The organism is Stenotrophomonas beteli (assembly GCF_001431665.1).
Lineage (GTDB): Bacteria > Pseudomonadota > Gammaproteobacteria > Xanthomonadales > Xanthomonadaceae > Stenotrophomonas > Stenotrophomonas beteli.
This window is the reverse complement of the sequence record NZ_LLXV01000096.1, coordinates 1-14,241: the sequence shown is the minus strand read 5'-3', so window position 1 is coordinate 14,241 and position 14,241 is coordinate 1. Positions and strand designations below refer to the sequence as shown.

At 67.9% G+C, this 14,241-nt stretch carries 11 protein-coding genes; 7 read left to right on the top strand and 4 right to left on the bottom strand.

Features of this window, described 5'->3' with window-relative positions; translation table 11 throughout:
- Positions 1 to 15: 15 nt before the first annotated feature.
- From mfd to ARC23_RS19680, 3 genes are all read right to left on the bottom strand, one after another.
- Positions 16 to 3,480, bottom strand: a complete 3,465-nt coding sequence (mfd, locus tag ARC23_RS19690; protein WP_057498757.1) for a transcription-repair coupling factor — start codon at positions 3,478 to 3,480, stop codon at positions 16 to 18.
- A 149-nt stretch (positions 3,481 to 3,629) separates the two neighbouring features.
- On the bottom strand, positions 3,630 to 4,175 hold the full coding sequence (locus ARC23_RS19685) for a GNAT family N-acetyltransferase (protein WP_057498756.1): 546 nt from the start codon (positions 4,173 to 4,175) through the stop codon (positions 3,630 to 3,632).
- A gap of 95 nt (positions 4,176 to 4,270) precedes the next feature.
- Positions 4,271 to 5,128, bottom strand: coding sequence for a 23S rRNA (adenine(2030)-N(6))-methyltransferase RlmJ (locus ARC23_RS19680; protein ID WP_057498755.1), 858 nt, complete (start codon positions 5,126 to 5,128; stop codon positions 4,271 to 4,273).
- Positions 5,129 to 5,163: 35 nt separating this feature from the next.
- Between ARC23_RS19680 and creB the strand changes: the two genes are divergently transcribed.
- From creB to ARC23_RS19645, 7 genes are all read left to right on the top strand, one after another.
- On the top strand, positions 5,164 to 5,889 hold the full coding sequence (gene creB, locus ARC23_RS19675; RefSeq protein ID WP_080393122.1) for a two-component system response regulator CreB: 726 nt from the start codon (positions 5,164 to 5,166) through the stop codon (positions 5,887 to 5,889).
- 3 nt (positions 5,890 to 5,892) lie between these two features.
- Positions 5,893 to 7,353, top strand: coding sequence for a two-component system sensor histidine kinase CreC (gene creC, locus ARC23_RS19670; RefSeq protein WP_057498754.1), 1,461 nt, complete (start codon positions 5,893 to 5,895; stop codon positions 7,351 to 7,353).
- A gap of 81 nt (positions 7,354 to 7,434) precedes the next feature.
- On the top strand, positions 7,435 to 8,754 hold the full coding sequence (gene creD / locus ARC23_RS19665; protein WP_057498753.1) for a cell envelope integrity protein CreD: 1,320 nt from the start codon (positions 7,435 to 7,437) through the stop codon (positions 8,752 to 8,754).
- A 10-nt stretch (positions 8,755 to 8,764) separates the two neighbouring features.
- Entirely contained in the window at positions 8,765 to 9,175 is a 411-nt protein-coding gene (locus ARC23_RS19660; protein ID WP_057498752.1) for a hypothetical protein, read from the top strand.
- A gap of 127 nt (positions 9,176 to 9,302) precedes the next feature.
- Positions 9,303 to 10,895 carry a M20/M25/M40 family metallo-hydrolase gene (locus ARC23_RS19655; protein ID WP_057498751.1) on the top strand — a complete coding sequence of 531 codons (1,593 nt, stop codon included), beginning with the start codon at positions 9,303 to 9,305 and terminating at the stop codon, positions 10,893 to 10,895.
- A 154-nt stretch (positions 10,896 to 11,049) separates the two neighbouring features.
- Positions 11,050 to 12,453 carry a glutamate--tRNA ligase gene (gltX, locus tag ARC23_RS19650; protein ID WP_057498750.1) on the top strand — a complete coding sequence of 468 codons (1,404 nt, stop codon included), beginning with the start codon at positions 11,050 to 11,052 and terminating at the stop codon, positions 12,451 to 12,453.
- Positions 12,454 to 12,487: 34 nt separating this feature from the next.
- Complete coding sequence (locus tag ARC23_RS19645; RefSeq protein ID WP_005415799.1) at positions 12,488 to 12,979, top strand: Fur family transcriptional regulator; 492 nt, start codon at positions 12,488 to 12,490, stop codon at positions 12,977 to 12,979.
- Positions 12,980 to 13,074: 95 nt separating this feature from the next.
- Here ARC23_RS19645 and ARC23_RS19640 read toward each other — a convergent pair whose 3' ends face one another.
- Complete coding sequence (locus tag ARC23_RS19640) at positions 13,075 to 14,229, bottom strand: HlyD family secretion protein (protein WP_057498758.1); 1,155 nt, start codon at positions 14,227 to 14,229, stop codon at positions 13,075 to 13,077.
- Positions 14,230 to 14,241 lie beyond the last annotated feature (12 nt).

Sequence of the window (14,241 nt, the reverse complement as noted above, 5' to 3'; positions counted from 1 at the left end):
GTATTCGGGGGGCGGTCAACCCGGGGCGAGGGTGGTCAGAAGGGCGCGGGCCGCGTTGAAGCGGTCTTCCGGCAACGGCAGCGGATGCTTGATGCGCAGCTTGTCCGGCCCTTCCATGGCATAGAGATTGGGTTGCTTCTGGATCAGCTGGATCACCGCCATCGGGTCGATGTCCGGCTTGGACTCGAACACGATGCGGCCACCGTTTTCGCCCAGATCCAGCTTGCGGATGCCGAGGGTGTTGGCCTTCAGTTTCAGCTCGGCGATGGCGAACAGGTGCTTGGCCGCATCCGGCAGCAGGCCGAAGCGGTCGATCATCTCCACCTGCAGCTCGCGCAGCGCATCACTGTCGCGCGCGCTGGAAATGCGCTTGTACAGGGTCAGGCGGGTGTGCACGTCCGGCAGGTAATCTTCCGGAATCAGCGCCGGCACATGCAGCTCGACCTCGGCACCGCGCACTTCCTCGCCGGCATCCAGGTCGGGCAGCTTGCCCTGCTTGATGCTGCGCACTGCGCGTTCCAGCAGCTCGGTATACAGGCTGAAGCCGACCTCGGCCATCTGCCCGCTCTGGTCCTCGCCGAGCAGTTCACCGGCACCGCGGATCTCCAGATCGTGCGTGGCCAGGGTGAAGCCGGCGCCCAGTTCATCCATCGAGGCGATTGCTTCCAGGCGTTTTTCCGCATCCGGGGTGATCGAACGGCGGTCGGGGGTGACCAGGTAGGCGTAGGCGCGGTGGTGCGAACGGCCGACACGGCCGCGCAGCTGGTGCAGCTGGGCCAGGCCGAAGCGGTCGGCGCGGTTGATGATGATGGTGTTGGCGTTGGGAATGTCGATGCCCGATTCGATGATCGTGGTCGACAGCAGCACGTTGAAGCGCTGCTTCTGGAAGTCCAGCATCACTTTTTCCAGCTCACGCTCGGGCATCTGCCCATGGGCGATGCCGATGCGCGCTTCAGGCACCAGCTCGGACAGCTCGCGCTGCATGCGGCCGATGCTTTCCACGTCGTTGTGCAGGAAATACAGCTGGCCACCACGTGACAGCTCGCGCTGGAAGGCTTCGCGCAGCAGCGCGTTGTCCCACTGGGTGATGAAGGTCTGCACCGCCAGCCGGTTCGGCGGCGGGGTGGCGATGATCGACAGGTCGCGCAGGCCGGCCATGGCCATGTTCAGCGTGCGCGGGATCGGCGTGGCGGTCAGGGTCAGCAGGTGCACGTTGGCGCGTAGCGCCTTCAGCGCTTCCTTCTGGCGTACGCCGAAACGTTGCTCCTCGTCGACGATGACCATGCCCAGGTCCTTGAACTTCACGTCCGGTTGCAGCAGGCGATGGGTACCGACGATGACGTCGATGGTGCCGGCGGCGACCTTCTCCAGTTCCGCCTTGATTTCCTTGCTGGTCTTGAAGCGCGACAGCACCTCCACCTTCATCGGATAGTCGGCGAAGCGGTCGCGGAAGTTGCGGTAATGCTGTTCGGCCAGCAGCGTGGTCGGCACCAGCACCGCCACCTGCTTGCCGGCACTGGCGGCGGCGAACGCCGCACGCACCGCCACCTCGGTCTTGCCGAAGCCGACGTCGCCGCAGACCACGCGGTCCATCGGCTGGCTGCTGGCCAGGTCGCGCAGGGTGGCGTCGATCGCGGCGAGCTGATCGGGGGTTTCCTCGAACGGGAAACCGGCGGCGAACGGCTCGTACATCGCGCGGTCCACCTGCAGTGCCAGGCCGGCGCGCGCCTGGCGGCGGGCCTGGATCTCCAGCAGTTCGGCGGCGACGTCGCGCACCTTCTCGGCGGCCTTGCGCTTGGCCTTGCTCCATTGCTCGCCGCCGAGCGAATGCAGCGGCGCGGTTTCCGCCGAAGCGCCGGAGTAGCGGCTGATCAGGTGCAGCTGGGCGACCGGCACGTACAGGCGGTCGCCCTTGGCGTATTCGATCTCGAGGAACTCGCCGGGCATGCCGCCCACGTCCATCGCGATCAGGCCACGGTAGCGGCCGACGCCATGGTCCTCGTGCACGATCGGCGCGCCTTCGGTCAGCTCGCCCAGATCACGGATGATCGCCTCCGGCTCGCGGCCGGCACGCCGCGTACGACGGGTGCTGCCGGCGCGCTCGGGGAACAGCTGGCGCTCGGTCAGCACCGCGATGCGCGGATCGTCCAGTGCGAAGCCATCTTCCAGCGGCGCCACCGCGATCGCGAAGCGCGCATCGTCGGCGAGGAAGCTGGGCAGGTCGGCCACCACCGGTGGTTTCAGCGCGGCGGCCTGCAGCACTTCCAGCAGGGCCTCGCGACGCCCGGGCGAATCGGCGGCAATCAGTACCCGGCCCGGATAGTGGCCGAGGAAGGATTTCAGCGCGTCGCCAGCGGGGGCCTCGCGCGCGGCCACCGGCAGCGGCGGCAGCGGCTGGTCACCCAGCGCATGGGCATCGGCGATGCGCGCGTGGTCAGCTGACCACACCTCGATGCGCGGGGCATCGTTCAAGCGCTCGCGCAGCAGCTCCGGCGACAGGTACAGCGCCGACGGCGGCAGCAGCGGCCGTTCGACGTCGTGGCGGCGCTGTTCGTAGCGCTCGCCGGTCTGCGCCCAGAATGCCTCGGCGGCTTCGCCGGCACCGGCGCAGACCACCGGCAGGCTGCCGTCGGGCAGGTAGTCGAACAGGGTTGCAGTGCGTTCGAAGAACAGCGGCAGGTAGTACTCGACGCCGGCCGGGGCCAGCCCGGACTTCAGATCCTGGTACAGCGCACTGCGCCGGGTATCGACATCGAAGCGCTCGCGCAGCGTGGCCAGCACGCGGGCGATGCTGGCCTCGTCCATCGGCACTTCGCGGCCCGGCAGCATGTGCACCGCCTCGACCTTGTCCAGCGAGCGCTGGCTTTCCGGGTCGAAGGCGCGGATCGAGTCGATGTCCTCATCCAGCAGTTCCACCCGCAGCGGTGCGTCGGCACCCATCGGGAACACATCGAGCAGGCCGCCGCGCACCGCGAAGTCGCCCGGGTCCATCACCTGCGGCACGTTGCGGTAGCCGGCGCTTTCCAGGCGCCGCTTCTCGGCCTCAAGGTCCAGGCGCTGGCCGACCTTCAGGTCGAAGCTGCCACCGATCACGTAGCTGCGTGGCGCCAGCTGCTGCAGCAGGGTCTGCACCGGCACGATCACCAGCCCGCGCTTCAGCGCGGGCAGGCGGTGCAGGGCCGCCAGACGCTGCGAGATGATGTCCGGATGCGGGCTGAAGCGGTCGTAGGGCAGGGTTTCCCAGTCCGGGAAAGCCACCACCGGCAGGGCCGGGTCGCCGCCGAGCAGGGTGTGCAGGTCGGCTTCGAGCTGGTTGGCGCCGTGATTGTCCCGGGCGATGACCAGCAACGGGGCGTCGTGGGCACGCGCTGCCTGGGCCAGGTACCAGGCCAGTGCAGTCGGTGAGACCGGGGCGCGCCACCAGGCGCGGAGCTGGCCGGCACGCGGCAGCGGCGGGGCGGGGTATGAAGTACGCGACATGAACCGCAGATTTTAGCAGAAGCCCCGGCCCGGCCCGGTGGGTCGTCCCGGCCGCCGGCCGGCAGCCTCGTATACCGTTGGGGTAGCGGAATGCCGGCCAGCGGCCGGCACTACCCTGGTGCGTCGCCGAGCCATACCCGGCGCATCCTTCAGTTGTCCAGCTCCAGCACCATCCGCACCAGCCCTTCGGCCGCGGTCGGGTGCGGAACCGGCTTGAAGCCCAGCGAGGTGGCCAGCTGCTTCATCGGCTCGTTCTCGGCGGCGACGTCGCCGTACAGACGGTCCAGGTACTTGCCGCGGGCCCACTTCACCAGCTTGCGCATCAGCTGCCGGCCCAGGCCCTGGCCGATCAGGAAGCGGCTGATCAGGATCGCGTACTCGGCCTCACGGGTACCGGGAATGATCGAGGCCCGGGCGACCGCGCCGACCACGGCTTCGCCAGCGGGCAAGGACTCGGCCGCGACCAGGGTGATCTCGGTCTTCGGATTCGGGTGGGTCAGGCGCTGGGTGGTTTCCGGCGAAAGCTCGGTCACCGCCTGCAGGAAACGATCACGGATTTCTTCCGGCCCGAACAGGCTGAACGCCGCTTGCAGCGGTGCGCCATCTTCCGGGCGGATGGGGCGGATCAGCAGCTCGTGGCCGCTGGGAGCCTTGAAGATCTCATGCCAGGGCGGCATGCGGTTGCGAGTGGCCATACCGGGTGATTCCTTGGTGGTCCATCGATTGTGGCATCACCGGGGCTGCATTCCGTGAACGAAAGGCTCACGGCGGTACAGCCTCGTGAAGGCCGTCATTCGGGGGCTTTGAGCCAATCCAGGCGGGTGCTGGCCCCGGGTTCGCCCAGGTGCTGGCGCAGCGCCGGCAGGGCCGGGCCGACCACCCGGTCGAACTGCCACGGCGGGTTGAGCAGCAGCATGCCGCTGCCGTTGAGGCGCAGCGGCGAGTCGTCCGGGCGCACCAGGAACTCGATCGTCATCGCCGACTTGACCGGCAGGGCGGTGGCCTTGCGCAGGAAATGCAGGACGGTGCGGCGCTGCTTGATCGGGAACCAGACCGCACAGGTGGCCTGCGGCCAGCGTGCCAGGGTCTCGGCCAGGGCAGCCAGGACGGCCTGGTACTCGGCGTCCTGGGCCTCGTAGGGTGGGTCGATCAACACCAGGCCGCGGCCGATCTTGCTGCCGTTGAACTTCGGCGGCAGCAGCGAGCGCAGCAGCGCGTAGCCGTCGCCCGGATGCACGCCGACACGGCTGTCATGCGCGAACAGCGCCTTCAGCGAGGCAGTTTCCGCCTCCTGCAGCTCGCACACGGCCATGCGGTCCTGGGCGCGCATCGCCTGTGCGCTCAGCAGCGGCGAACCCGGGTAGGTGGTCATCGCCCCCACGGGGTTGCCGGCCTGGACCGCCTTCAGGTAGCGCTCGACCACCTCCGGCAGCGTGGGCTGGGCCATCAGCCGCATGATTCCGGATTCGGCCTCCAGGGTCTTGCGGCTCTCTTCGCTGGCCAGCAGGTAGCGGCCGGCACCGCCGTGGGTGTCGAGCACGAAGAACGGGCTGTCCTTGCGCTTGAAGCTGTCGATCAGGGCCAGCTGCACGATGTGCTTGAGCACATCGGCGTGATTGCCGGCATGGAAGGCGTGGCGATAGTTCATGGGCGGCAGTGTACGGGGCGGCGGCCGCAGCGGCTATGCTGCGCGCCATGACAGCGCCCGTTGCCCATGTCCTGGTGGTCGAGGACGAAACCGCCATCGCCGAAACCGTGCTCTATGCGCTGCGCAGCGAAGGCTACGCCGCCAGCCACTGCCTGCTCGGCGGTGAGGCTCTGCTGCGGCTGCAGGCCGGGGATATCGACGTGGTGGTACTGGACGTCGGCCTTCCCGACCTGGGCGGTTTCGAGGTCTGCCGGCGGCTGCGCGCGCAGCCCGGGCCGGCGGCACAGCTGCCGGTGATCTTCCTGACCGCCCGCAACGATGAAGTGGACCGGGTGCTCGGCCTGGAGCTGGGCGCCGACGATTACATGACCAAGCCGTTCTCGCCGCGTGAACTGGTGGCACGGGTGCGGGCGCGCCTGCGCCGTGCGGCACCGGTCGTGGCAGCGCCCAGCGCCGATGCGGGCTGGCAGGAACATGGCGCCTTCGCCATCGACCGTGAAGGCCGCCGTATCCGCTTCCATGGCCAGGCACTGGACCTGACCCGCTACGAATACGCGCTGCTGGAAGCCCTGCTGCAGCGCCCCGGCGCCATCCTCAGCCGCGCCCAGCTGATGGACCGGGGCTGGGACAGCAGTGCCGACAGTGCCGACCGCACCGTCGATACGCACGTGAAGACGCTGCGCGCCAAGCTGCGCGCGGCCGGGGCCAGCAACGATCCGATCCGCACCCATCGTGGCCTCGGCTACGCGCTGGAGGTGTAGCCGATGCGCCTGGTGCTGAAGCTGTTCCTCGGCTTCTTCCTGATCACCGGCATCGCCGCGTTCTTCGTGATGCGCGTGTTTGTCAACGAAGTGAAGCCGGGTGTGCGCCAGGCCATGGAATCGACCCTGGTCGATGCCGCCAACGTGCTGGCCGAGATGGCGGCGGCCGACGTCAAGGCCGGCACCATCCGCAGCGGCAGCTTCACCCGCAACCTGGCCAAGGCACGCCAGCGCGACCTGAAGGCGATGGTCTGGCGGTTCCCGAAGCGCTCGCTGGACTACCGGGTGACCATCACCGATGCCAAGGGCATCGTCATCTATGATTCGCTGGGCCGCGACCTGGGGCGCGACAACTCGCGCTGGAATGATGTCTACCGCACCCTGCGCGGCGAGTATGGCGCCCGTTCCAGTCCGGAAACGCCGGGCGAAGAGGGCAATACGGTGATGCACGTGGCTGCGCCGGTGTACGACCCGGCCGACGGGCGCACCCTGATCGGCGTGCTCAGCCTGGCCCAGCCCAACCGCAGCATCGATCCGTTCATCGCCGCCAGCCAGCGCGCCATCATCGAACGTGGCGTCTGGCTGATCGGGTTGTCGGCACTGGTCGGCGTGCTGGTGACGATGTGGCTGACTACCGGCCTGGGCCAGCTCAGCCGCTATGCACGCGCGGTCACCGCCGGCGAACCGGTGCCACCGCCACGGCGCCGCCGCGATGAGATCGGCGACCTGGGCCAGGCACTGGAAACCATGCGCCGCAAGCTGGAGGGCAAGGCCTACGTCGAGCAGTACGTGCAGTCGCTGACGCATGAGATGAAGAGTCCGCTGGCGGCGATCCGTGGTGCCGCCGAACTGCTGCAGGAGCCGCTGCCGGAGGCCGATCGCCTGCACTTCGCGCGCAGCATCGTCGACCAGCAGGAGCGGCTGACCGAGACCATCGACAAGCTGCTGGCGCTGGCCGAAGTGGAACAGCACGGTTGGCTGCAGACCCGCGACCGGATCGCGCTGCCGGCATTGCTGGTCGATGCGGCCGCTGCCGCGCAGGTGCGCGCACAAGCGGCGGGCGTGCAGGTCCGCATCGGCAGCGTGCCCGACCTGCAGGTGCAGGGCGACGGCTACCTGCTGCGGCAGGCACTGCACAACCTGATCGACAACGCGATTGCGTTCTCACCCGGCGGTGCAGAGGTGGCGCTGCAGGCTGACGCGGAGGGGCAGGGCGTGCGCCTGCAGGTGGCCGACCGTGGCGCCGGCATTCCCGACTATGCGCGCGAACGGGTGTTCGAGCGCTTCTATTCGCTGGCCCGCCCCGGCAGCGGCCGGCGCAGTTCCGGCCTGGGCCTGCCGTTCGTGCAGGAAGTCGCGCGCCTGCACGACGGTCGTGCCAGCGTCGAGCACCGCGACGGTGGCGGTACCGTGGCCAGCCTGTGGCTGCCGCTGGGCATGCCGGGGCAGCGCCCGCGGCGCTGACTTCACACTCGCTTCAACTTCGCCACAAACCCTGCTCACCGCCGCGGTCCATCCTGCCGCCCTCTCCAACGAGGATGGACCATGAAATCCCTGAAGATGCTGCTGCGGTTCGCCATTGTCGGCGGGCTGATCCTGCTGCTGCTGATTCCACTGACGATGATCCGCGGGGTCATCAACGAGCGCAGCCAGTACCGCGACGAGGCCTTCGCGCGGGTGGCCGACAGCCGCGCCGGTGCGCAGCAGCTGGTCGGCCCGGTGCGGGTCGTGCCGTGGGTGGAGCGCAAGCAGGTTGAGCTGGTCGACCCGCTGGGCGTCAAGAAGACCGAGGTGCAGGTGACCGAGGGCCATTGGCTGCAGATGCCGGCGTCGCTGGAGGTCGGCGGTGAAATGCTGCCGAGCCAGCGTGAGGTCGGCCTGTTCAAGGTGCCGGTATACAGCTGGAACGGCCAGATGAAGGCCACCTTCGCCGAAGACGATTACCCGGTGAAGGCCGGCCGCAGCTATGGCCAGCCCTATGTGGCGGTGGGCATTTCCGATGTGCGCGGCCTGGTCGGTACGCCGAACCTGCGCGTGGATGGCAAGCAGCTGCGGTTGCTGCCGGGCGTTGGCGCGGCCAGCGAGGTGGGACGAGGCCTGCATGCACCGGTAGCCGGTTTCGCTGCGGATCAGGGCGGTACGCTCGCTGCCAGCACCGTTGAACTGGAGCTGCGGCTGGATGGCAGCCGGATGCTGTCGGTGGTGCCGGTGGGCGATGACACCCACATCGCGCTGCGGTCGAGCTGGCCGCATCCGTCGTTCAGCGGTGCGTTCCTGCCCAACGAGCGCCGCGTCGATGCGCAGGGCTTCGATGCGCGCTGGGCGGTGTCCTCGCTGGCCTCCGACGCACAGCGCCAGCTGCGCAATGACGGTCCGGTCGACTCGCAGGCGGTGACGGTGTCGCTGGTTGATCCGGTCGATACCTACACCCAGGCCGACCGTGCCTCGAAATACGGCGTGCTGTTCGTGCTGCTGACCTTCGTCGGCTTCATCCTGTTCGAGCTGATCAAGTCGCTGCGCATCCATCCACTGCAGTACCTGATGGTGGGCCTGGCGCTGGCGATCTTCTTCCTGCTGCTGATCAGCCTCTCCGAGCACATCGCGTTCTGGAAGGCCTACCTGGCGTCGGCGGTGGCCTGCATCGGCCTGCAGGCGGTGTACCTGGCCAACGTGCTGGGCCACTGGAAGCGCGGTCTCGGCTTCGCCGCGCTGCTGACCGTGCTGTACGGCGCGCTGTATGGCCTGCTGGTTTCCGAGAACAACGCGCTGCTGATGGGGTCGCTGCTGCTGTTCGTGATCCTGGCGCTGGCGATGTGGGTGACCCGCCGGGTCGACTGGTACGCGCTCGGCGCGGACCCGAAGTAAGGGGCGCGCAATGGGTTGGCGCCAGGGATTGCGGCAACGGGCACGGCAGGGCATCCCGGCCCTGCTGGAAGTGGATGCACTGCTGCAGGCACATGGTGTGCTGGCCGCCCTGCCGGGGGCACGGATCGCCCCCGGCCTGGTCCGCTTCCAGCTGGCCGCGGTCACCTGCGAAGGATTGCAGGGCCAGGGATTGGACTGGTTGCAGGGCGCGCGGCAGGGACGCGGCGCGCTGGCCGGCAGGGTGCCGCGTTACCGGCCATGGAAGGCCGGCGCGGAGGCACTGGCCGAGATCGGCATCGGCGGCCTGCCGGAGGACTGGCCGGCACATGCGGCGGTGTACGGCTGCAGCAGCATCGACCGGCGGCACTGGTTGCTGCTGCTGCCGGCGCGGGCACAGCTGTGGCTGGGATGGAGCGGGTGATCCGGCTGCTCATCCACGCCTGGCGTGGATCTACTGCCGCTGTCCATGACCGATGGGACGGTATCGGCGCGCACCTGCTGGCTAGACTCGATGGGTTGATGATCGAGCCGAAGGGCAGGGGTGCGATGTGTTGAAGTGGGGCGTGCTGGCCGCAGCGCTGGTGATGGGTGGCAATGCAGGGGCGCAGCAGCGCGAGACGGTGGACCTGGACATGGTCAGCCGCATCCGACAGGAGGCCTTCCATCGTTCGCAGGTGATGGACACCTTCAGCTACCTCACCGAACGCATCGGCCCGCGGCTGACCAATTCGCCGGCGATGGGCCGCGCCAACGCATGGACCCGCGGCAAGTTCAACGAATGGAAGCTGGACAACGTCCACGACGAGGCCTTCGACGACTTCGGGCGTGGCTGGGAATTCACCTCGGCCAGCGTGGAAATGCTGGGTGACCGCGTGCAGCCGCTGCATGCACTGCCCAAGGCCTGGACGCCGGGCACCCAGGGCCCGGTGGAAGGCGAGCTGGTGCAGGTCGAGATCAAGAAGCCCGAAGACATCGAGAAGTACCGCGGCAAGTTGCGCGGCAGGATCCTGCTGCTTGGCGAGGCGCGCGAGTACAAGCGCGGCACCGAGGCCGATTCGCATCGCCACGATGCCACCTCACTGGAAGGCCTGCAGGAATTCACCCTGCCCAAGGAGAAGGACGCCACCGCTGAACGCGCCAAGCGGGTCAAGGAATACCAGGAGCGGCAGGCGCTGACGGCCAAGGTCAATGCGTTCTTCGTTGAAGAGGGCGCACTGGCCTCGATCAGCATCAGCAGCTGGGACAACGGCATCATCCGCGTTGCCGGTGGCGGTTCGCGCAAGGCCGGTGAGTCGGTGGGCATTCCCGAGCTGGCGATGATCAGCGAGCACTTCAATCCGCTGGTGCGCGCGCTGGAGGCCAAGCAGACCGTGCGCCTGCGCGTGGATGTGGCCGCGCGTTTCACCGACGAGGCCGACCAGCCCGGTTACAACACGCTGGCCGAGATCCGTGGCAGCAGCAAGCCCGATGAAGTGGTGATGATCGGCGCGCACCTGGATTCCTGGCAGAGCGGCACCGGTGCGGCCGACAACGCCGCTGGCGTGGCGGTGATGATGGAGGCAATGCGCATCCTCAAGGCCACCGGCGCCAAGCCCAGGCGCACCATCCGGGTGGCGCTGTGGAGTGGTGAGGAGCAGGGCCTGATCGGCTCGCAGGCCTATGTGGCCAAGCACTTCGGCCAGTTCCCCGAGCCCACCGATCCGGCGCAGAAGGCGCTGCCGGCCTCGCTGCGCGAGCCGACCGGTGCGCTGCGCAAGACCCGCGATTACAGCAGGTTCCAGGTGTACTTCAACATGGACAACGGCTCCGGCCGCTTCCGTGGCATCTATGCACAGGAAAACCTGGCGGCCATGCCGATTTTCGAAGCGTGGCTGGCGCCGTTCCACGACGTGGGCGCCACCACCGTGGCGACCCGCAACACCGGCAGCACCGACCACATCAGCTTCGACCGCATCGGCCTGCCGGGCTTCCAGTTCATCCAGGACCGGCTGGACTATTTCACCAATGTCCACCATACGCACCTGGACACCTGGGACCACGCCGAACCGGAAGACCTGAAGCAGGCCGCTGCCATCGTCGCCTCGTTCGCCTACAACGCCGCGATGCGCGAGCAGCCGTTCCCGCGCAAGCAGGAACCGTAAAAGGGGACGGAGGGGATTAAGTCGTATCTCCCCTCTGTTTCCCCGGTTGCATCGCCCCAGGCTGGGCAATCGCGACTTAATCCCCTCCGTCCCCTTTTTCCGTCGGGGGCGGAGGGCTGGTAAAATCGGGGGATTCCCGTTCCTCGAGCCGTCCATGACCTGCCGCACCCGCTTCGCCCCCAGTCCCACCGGCTACCTGCACATCGGTGGTGCCCGCACTGCGCTGTATTGCTGGCTGGAGGCCCGCCACCGCGGCGGCGAGTTCGTGCTGCGCATCGAGGATACCGACCGTGAACGCAGCACCCAGGGCGCGATCGACGCGATCCTGGAGGCGATGGAGTGGCTGGGCCTGGACTACGACGAGGGCCCGATCTACCAGACCGACCGCGTCGCCCGCTATCTGGAAGTGGCCGAGCAGCTGGTGGCCGACGGCAAGGCGTACTACGCCTACGAGACCCGCGAAGAGCTGGACGCGATGCGCGAGGCCGCCATGGCCAAGCAGGAAAAGCCGCGCTACAACGGTGCCGCGCGTGACCTGGGCCTGCCGCGCAGGGACGATCCGAACCGCGTCATCCGCTTCAAGAACCCGCTGGAAGGTACGGTGGTGTTCGACGACCTGATCAAGGGTCGCATCGAGATCGCCAACAGCGAGCTGGATGACATGGTCATCTTCCGCCCGGACGGCTACCCCACCTACAACTTCGCGGTGGTGGTGGACGACTGGGACATGGGCATCACCGAGGTCATCCGCGGCGACGATCACATCAACAACACCCCGCGCCAGATCAACCTGTATGAGGGCATCGGCGCGCCGGTGCCGAAGTTCGGCCACATGCCGATGATCCTGGACGAGCAGGGCGCCAAGCTGTCCAAGCGCACCGGCGCGGCCGACGTGATGCAGTACAAGGACGCCGGCTACCTGCCCGATGCGCTGCTGAGCTACCTGGCCCGCCTGGGCTGGTCGCACGGTGACCAGGAGCTGTTCAGCCGCCAGGAGCTGATCGACCTGTTCGACGTAAAGGACTGCAATTCCAAGGCCTCGCGCCTGGACATGGCCAAGCTGGGCTGGGTCAACCAGCATTTCCTGAAGACCGAGGACGTGGCCGCCATCGTCCCGCACCTGGTCTACCAGCTGCAGAAGCTGGGCCTGGACGTGGCCGCCGGCCCCGCCCCGGCGGATGTGGTGATCGCCCTGCGTGAACGCGTGCAGACCCTGAAGGAAATGGCCGAGAAGGCGGTGGTCTGGTACCAGCCGCTGACCGAGTACGACGAAGCGGCGGTGGCCAAGCACTTCAAGGCCGGCGCCGAGGTGGCGCTGGGCAAGGCCCGCGAGCTGCTGGCCGCCTTGCCGGAATGGACCGCCGAGTCGGTGGGCGTGGCCCTGCACGACGCCGCTGCCGCGCTGGAGATCGGCATGGGCAAGGTCGCCCAGCCGCTGCGCGTGGCCATCACCGGCACCCAGGTCAGTCCTGACATTTCCCATACCGTGTACCTGGCCGGCCGCGAGCAGGCCTTGAAACGCATTGATGTGGCCATCACCAAGGTAGCAACGGCCTGAGGCATCCCTGCCAGGCCCGAACCGGAGAACACGCATGCCCGCCAAGACCGCCACTGCCTGTACCGCCCCGCACCACCACGTCCATGACGCGTCGGATTTCGTGGCGGTGGTCGAGCGTGTCTCGCGCGAACGCGGGCTGCGCCTGACCCCGATCCGCGCCAACGTGTTGAAGCTGATCGCCGAGGCCGGCAAGCCGGTCAAGGCCTACGAGCTGCTGGAATGGGTGCGCAACGGCAAGGGCGTGGGCGCTGATGCCCCGCCCACCGTGTACCGCGCCCTCGACTTCCTCATGGCCAATGGCTTCGTGCACAAGCTGGAATCGGTGAACGCCTTCGTGGCCTGCCATCACCCCAGCAGCGCCGCGCATTCGGTGCCGTTCCTGATCTGCAACAGCTGCCACAGCGCAGTGGAGCTGGAAGACCGCGAGATCGTCAGCCAGCTGGAGAAGCGGGCCAAGGAACTGGGCTTCCAGCCGCAGGCACAGACCCTGGAAGTGCACGGGCTCTGCGCGCGCTGCGCCGGCTAACGCAACGGTAGTGCCGGCCGCTGGCCGGCATCCTGAGTGGGGTCAGATCCCTTTGCCATTGGCAAAAGGGATCTGACCCCGTTTCATGACAAGGGCTAGTCCTTCGGTTTGCCTGCGGTATCCACCCGCACGATCACCGACATGCCGGGCCGCAGCTGCGTGGCCAGCTTCTGGCCTTCATCGACCGATATCCGCACCGGCAACCGCTGCACCACCTTGGTGAAGTTGCCGCTGGCATTGTCCGGGCGCAGCACGCTGAATTCCGAGCCGGTGGCGGGCGCGATCTCCTGCACGCGGCCCCGCAGCACCTGCCCCTGGAACGCGTCCACCGAGAACGTCGCCGGCTGGCCGATCGCCATGCCCCAGGTCTGGCCTTCCTTGTAGTTGGCCACCACCCACAGCGAGTCAGGCACCAGGAACAGCAGCTGCGAACCGGCCGCGACGTACTGGCCCACGCGTACGCTGGCTTCGCTGATCTGGCCATCGCGCGGCGCGTGGATCACCGTGTTGGCCAGATCGATGCGCGCCAGTTCCAGCTGCGCCTGCGCGCTTTCCACCTGGGCCTCCAGGCTCTTGCGCGCCACCTGGGTCGATACCAGCGTTTCCTCGGCGATGCGGATCTGCGCCTGCGACTGCTGCACGCTGGCCTGTGCCGAGGCCTGGGTGGTACGGAACTTGTCGCGGTCGTTGATCGACACCAGCCGTTGCGCAGCCAGTTCCTCGTAGCGTTTCAGCTCGTTGCGCGAGCGCTGCAGTTCGGCCTGGCCAGCCGACAGCGTGGCCTGTGCGGAAGCGATCTGTGCACGATTCTGCGCCTGCGACTGGTCCGAATTGGCCAGCGCCGCACGCGCGCTGTCCAGCGTGGCCTGCGCCTGCGCAACGCGTTGTGCATAGATGCGGTCATCGATGCGCAGCAGCGGTTCACCCTGCTTCACATGCTGGAAATCCTTCACCAGCACTTCGGTCACGTAGCCGTTCACCTGTGGCGCCATTACGGTGATCTGTCCGCGCACATAGGCGTTGTCGGTCACCATCACGCTGCTGGTGAACGGCCACAGGTGCCAGGCGCGCAGGATCAGCGCGATGCCCAGCAGGGCGACCACCACCATCACTACCACGCTGCGCGCGCTGGGCTTGAGGTACTTCGGCGCGACCGCCGGTTCAACGGGCGTGGGCGCAGGCGCCGCGTCGGTCGGCGGCGGTGGGGTCACGTTGTCGGCGTCGTCGGGTCGGGGCGGGACGGGGGGCATGGTCGAGAACTC

Bases quoted from the DNA above. Each gene is read 5' to 3' on its own strand.
- creC (WP_057498754.1), top strand. From the start codon at position 5,893: ATGCGCCTGGTGCTGAAGCTGTTCCTCGGCTTCTTCCTGATCACCGGC.
- ARC23_RS19685 (WP_057498756.1), bottom strand. From the start codon at position 4,175: ATGGCCACTCGCAACCGCATGCCGCCCTGGCATGAGATCTTCAAGGCT.
- creB (WP_080393122.1), top strand. From the start codon at position 5,164: ATGCTGCGCGCCATGACAGCGCCCGTTGCCCATGTCCTGGTGGTCGAG.
- mfd (WP_057498757.1), bottom strand. From the start codon at position 3,480: ATGTCGCGTACTTCATACCCCGCCCCGCCGCTGCCGCGTGCCGGCCAG.
- creD (WP_057498753.1), top strand. From the start codon at position 7,435: ATGAAATCCCTGAAGATGCTGCTGCGGTTCGCCATTGTCGGCGGGCTG.
- ARC23_RS19645 (WP_005415799.1), top strand. From the start codon at position 12,488: ATGCCCGCCAAGACCGCCACTGCCTGTACCGCCCCGCACCACCACGTC.
- ARC23_RS19680 (WP_057498755.1), bottom strand. From the start codon at position 5,128: ATGAACTATCGCCACGCCTTCCATGCCGGCAATCACGCCGATGTGCTC.
- gltX (WP_057498750.1), top strand. From the start codon at position 11,050: ATGACCTGCCGCACCCGCTTCGCCCCCAGTCCCACCGGCTACCTGCAC.
- ARC23_RS19640 (WP_057498758.1), bottom strand. From the start codon at position 14,229: ATGCCCCCCGTCCCGCCCCGACCCGACGACGCCGACAACGTGACCCCA.
- ARC23_RS19660 (WP_057498752.1), top strand. From the start codon at position 8,765: ATGGGTTGGCGCCAGGGATTGCGGCAACGGGCACGGCAGGGCATCCCG.